This is a genomic window from Spirillospora sp. NPDC046719, from assembly GCF_040645715.1.
Lineage (GTDB): Bacteria > Actinomycetota > Actinomycetes > Streptosporangiales > Streptosporangiaceae > Spirillospora.
Map to the genome: position 1 here is coordinate 1 of NZ_JBEYYT010000648.1, position 4,045 is coordinate 4,045.

Below are 4,045 nucleotides of genomic sequence, written 5' to 3' on the forward strand. Positions count from 1 at the left end.
GGCGGGCCGCCGGTGGTCGTCGCCCATGACCCATCCTGGACGCCGGTCCCGGCGTGCGGCGGCGCGGTGACCGGAAGCGGTCCTATTGGCCGGGGAGGGTGGGGAGGTGGAGGGAGACGTCGGGGAAGAGGAGGGCGCCGCCGGCGAGGAGGGCGACGAGGGCGGTGGCGCCGAACAGGGTGACCCACGCCAGGCCAGGGACGCCGGTGAGGTGCGCGAGCTGGTCGGCGTCGGAGCTCGGCGCCATGTGCCGGGCGCGCATCCGCTGGAGCTCGATCACCGGCCGCGTAGCGGCGAGGAGCAGGAACCAGGCGGCGAGGTAGGCGAAGCCGGCCTGCACCTCGGCGCTGCCGAACCACGACACCAGGAAGACGACCGCGCCGGTCGCGACGACCGACAGCGCCCCGTAGGCGTTGCGGATCATCACGAGCATCGCGGCGAGCAGGGCGAGGGTGAACCAGAGCATCAGCGTGATGCGGCCGTCGGCGAGCAGCAGCGCGAAGAACAGGCCGAGCAGCGGCGGCGTCACGTACCCGGCCATCGCGGTGAAGATCATTCCGGGGCCGTGCGGCTTGCCGCGCGACACGGTGACGCCGGAGGTGTCGGAGTGCAGCTTGATGCCGTCCAGCTTGCGGCCGGTGAGCAGGGCGATCAGCGCGTGCCCGCCCTCGTGCGCGATCGTCACGGTGTTGCGCGCGACCCGCCAGGTGGGGCCGTGCAGCACCGCGGCCAGCGCGACGACGCCGACGAGGACGACGAGCCACCACGGGGGGTCCGGCTGCGTTCCCGTCACGCGGTTCCACAGGTCGGCGATGCTTGCGTGTTCCACGTCCACCTCGGGGTCGTCGGTCGGGGGATGCCCAACATTAGGACGTCGGGGATAACGTTCGCGTTCGGTTCGTGACGCTAGGGATGCGGCGAAGCCCGCCGGAACCGACATCGGACGGCACGGGTGATCGGCCGGTTGTGTTCCACGTCACGCCTACTGTCGCGTAACTCGCGCTTTGTCGAGACGTGCCGGATATGGCGTGACCGCGCCGACGGGAGAGACGTCCGCGGGGCTCGGCCGGACGCGGTTCGACCCGCTCCCGGACGTCCGCCCGCCCCGAGTCGCCGCGCTAGGGGCGCGCGGGCAGGCCGACGGCGATCTCGCCGCCGAGGACCGCGCCCGACTCCAGGTCAAGGTCGTCGCCGCTCCAGAACCGGCCCGGGTCGAACCAGTTCGGGCGGCGGCCCTTCGGCAGCAGCCCCATCGCCTGGTACGTCACCGCGACGATCTCCGCGCAGAACGCCGTCTCCAGGTTCATGTCGCGCTCGGCCGGGCGGCGGATCGGGACCCGGCCGCGCAGCCACCGCGACGCCAGCCGCGACGTGGACGGGAACGGCGTGCCGTCCAGCCGGGCCACCGCGCGCAGCGCCGCGTCCTCCATCTCCCCGGACGCCGGCGGGTCGAGCTGCCGCAGCCAGGCCCGCTGCCCGTACCGGTCGCCCCACGTCAGCACGGCGTCGCGCAGGTCGTGGAGCTGCGCGCCGCGCTGGTGGCCGCCCGACCACAGGTCCGGCAGCGAGCGGCCGAGCTCGGCGTGCCACATCAGGGGCGGCAGGTCGTCGATGACCAGCGACATGCCGACGTGGTTCACCGGGCTGTTCGTCGTCATCTGGATGGCGCGGTCGGCGACCGTCCGGCCGCGGAACAGCCACACGTCGCCGGTGCGGGTCAGGTCGGCGGCCTCGTCGAGGGAGATGCTCGTGCCCGGCATGATCGATACCGTAGCCCCATGCGGTGGTGGAGAAGGGCCGGCCTGTGGAAGGCGCTGGGCATCGCGGGGTTCCTCGGAGTGGCGGCGACCGGGGCGGTGATCGTGCGCTCCGAGCGGCGGCGCCGCGCGTACACGCCGGAGGAGATCCGGAGCCGGCTGCACGAGCGGCTGGACCGCACCGGGCGGGACGGAACGCCGGGGAACGGCTCGTGACGGCCCGCCGGGTCCGCGTGCCGGGCTCGCTGGACCTGGAGCTGGCCTGGGAGGCGGTGTCCGCGGTGCTCGCGCCGACGCCCGCCGTCCCGTCCGGCCTGGCACCGGACGCGCTGCTGAAACTGGAGACCTTCCAGCCGACCGGCTCGTTCAAGGTGCGCGGCGCGCTCGCCGCCGTGGCGGCGCTGCCGGACGGCACGCCGGCCGTCACCGCGAGCGCCGGCAACCACGGTCTCGGCATGGGGTACGCGGCGGCCCGGTCCGGTGCGGACGTGACGGTGGTCGTGTCGAGGCGGGCGTCCCCGGTGAAGGTGGATCGGATCGGCGCGTTCCCGGTCCGGCTCGTCCTGCACGGCGACACCTACGACGAGGCCGAGGCGCACGCGACGACGCTGCCCGGCCACTACGTCTCGCCCTACAACGACCCGGCGGTCATCGCCGGGCAGGGCACCATCGGCCGGGAGCTGGACGCGGAGGCGGACGGCCCGCTCACGGTGATCGCGCCGGTCGGCGGCGGGGGGCTGCTCGCCGGGCTCAGCCTGTGGGCGCGCGAGCGCGGCGGCGTGCGGATCGTCGGGGTGGAGTCGGCGGTGTCGCGCGGCGTGTCGGCGTCGGTCGCCGCCGGGCGGGTCGTCGAGGTGGAGGTCGGCGAGACGTTCGCCGACGGGCTGCCCGGGAACCTGGAGGCCGGCTGCGTGACGCCGGAGGTGATCGGCGCGGACGCGGCGCTGACCGCCGTCACCGACGCCGAGATCCGCACCGCGCTGCGCTGGCTGTTCGCCGAGCACGGCCTGGTCGCCGAGGGCGCGGGCGCGGCGGGCGTCGCGGCGGTGCTGGCCGGCAAGGTCGAGATCACCGGCCGGCCGGTCGTGGTCGTGTCCGGCCGCAACATCACCCTCCCGGCGTACACGGACGCCCTGCGTTCCTGACGCGGGCCCGGGGCCGCCGCGCCTTTTCCGTACGGAAATAGGGGACATTTCTTTTGGCGTTGCCCATCGTTGCCCCAATTCCGCTCCAGCGCGCGCCGGTGCCGCATAACCTCGGTCTCCGCGGTGCGAGGGGCGCCGCGCCCGGGAACGGAAGGGGGAGGGGCCCGCCGTGACGGAGGACGTCATCGCGCAGCCGGCGCCGGAATCGCCGCCCAGGAAATCGCATTACGGAAATCTCGTCCGAATGGCGTATTTCGTTCTTCCGGGCCGCGGAAAGCGCGTCTACCGGCTGGCGGTCGCCCGCCGGATCGTGGACGCCACCGCCCGCGGCCCGCGCGACCGCACCGCCCCCGGCCTCGCCCGCCGCCGCACCCGCGTGCTGCGCCGCGCGCTGCGCCCCTCCCGCCGCCTGCAGATCGGCCTCGGCCCCTGGCTGCGCGCGCTGCCCGCGCGGCTGCCCGACCCGGCGCTGACCGCCGCGCTCGCCGAGCTCGACCCGTACGTGCGGGTCGCCTACGTGCTGCTGCGCATCGAGGGCCTGCCGAAGTACGCCGTCCGCGACCAGCTCCGGGAGCTGCGGGTGCGCGACCCCTGGCCCGTCATCGACGCCGCCTGCGCCGTCTCGATCCCCGTCCCGCACCGCGCCGAGCGGTTCGACCCGGCGCACCTGCGCCCCGTCCGGACCCGCTCGGTGCTGCCGCTGGTGACGGCCGCCGCGCTCACCACCGCGCTGGTCGGCGTGCTGATCCACACCGGGTCGGGACGGCCGGGCGCCGCCGCCCCGAGCCTGCGGCTCGCCGCGGCCCCGCCGTCCGCCTGGACGCGCGGCGCCCGCACCCTGGACGCCTGGCCCGCGCGCGGCGACCTCGCCGGCGACCGCGCGTTCCTCGACCGCGCCGCAGCCGCATGGGCGGCGGCCAAGGGCGGCCGGAGCCCCGGCGGCGGCACCGCCCAGCTCCTCTACGCCGGGCACGCGGGCGGCGCGCCGCTCGCGCTGATGCGGCGCGGCGACCGCGTCGCCCGCTACGCCCCGCCCGGCCTGGACGTCGTCACCGCCGGCACCGACGCGTCCGCCCCGATCGCCCTCGGCGGCGGACGCTACCTCCTCGCGCCCTGGGAACCGGCGCCCCGCACCCTCGCGGG

General features: G+C 75.7%; 4 protein-coding genes and 1 pseudogene. 3 read left to right on the forward strand and 2 right to left on the reverse strand.

Annotated elements, in window-relative coordinates; all coding sequences use genetic code 11:
* Nucleotides 1–82 precede the first annotated feature (82 nt).
* Nucleotides 83–829 (reverse strand): M50 family metallopeptidase, encoded by a 747-nt coding sequence (locus ABZ914_RS47955; RefSeq protein ID WP_500201297.1) that lies wholly within the window; start codon nucleotides 827–829, stop codon nucleotides 83–85.
* Nucleotides 830–1,118: 289 nt separating this feature from the next.
* Complete coding sequence (locus ABZ914_RS47960; RefSeq protein WP_387023634.1) at nucleotides 1,119–1,760, reverse strand: hypothetical protein; 642 nt, start codon at nucleotides 1,758–1,760, stop codon at nucleotides 1,119–1,121.
* 18 nt (nucleotides 1,761–1,778) lie between these two features.
* Here ABZ914_RS47960 and ABZ914_RS47965 point away from each other — a divergent pair, with 18 nt between their 5' ends.
* The 3 genes and pseudogenes from ABZ914_RS47965 to ABZ914_RS47975 form a co-directional block, all read left to right on the forward strand.
* Nucleotides 1,779–1,973, forward strand: coding sequence for a hypothetical protein (locus tag ABZ914_RS47965; protein WP_500201298.1), 195 nt, complete (start codon nucleotides 1,779–1,781; stop codon nucleotides 1,971–1,973).
* Nucleotides 1,970–2,902: a threonine ammonia-lyase gene (locus ABZ914_RS47970; protein WP_500201299.1), complete on the forward strand. Its 933-nt coding sequence runs from the start codon at nucleotides 1,970–1,972 to the stop codon at nucleotides 2,900–2,902. Before ABZ914_RS47965 ends, ABZ914_RS47970 begins: the two co-directional genes overlap by 4 nt.
* A gap of 244 nt (nucleotides 2,903–3,146) precedes the next feature.
* Nucleotides 3,147–4,045, forward strand: a pseudogene (locus ABZ914_RS47975) (hypothetical protein); the annotation flags it as partial.

Excerpts from the sequence above, each read along its gene's own strand:
- ABZ914_RS47960 (WP_387023634.1), bottom strand. The coding sequence starts at position 1,760 with ATGCCGGGCACGAGCATCTCCCTCGACGAGGCCGCCGACCTGACCCGC.
- ABZ914_RS47965 (WP_500201298.1), top strand. The coding sequence starts at position 1,779 with ATGCGGTGGTGGAGAAGGGCCGGCCTGTGGAAGGCGCTGGGCATCGCG.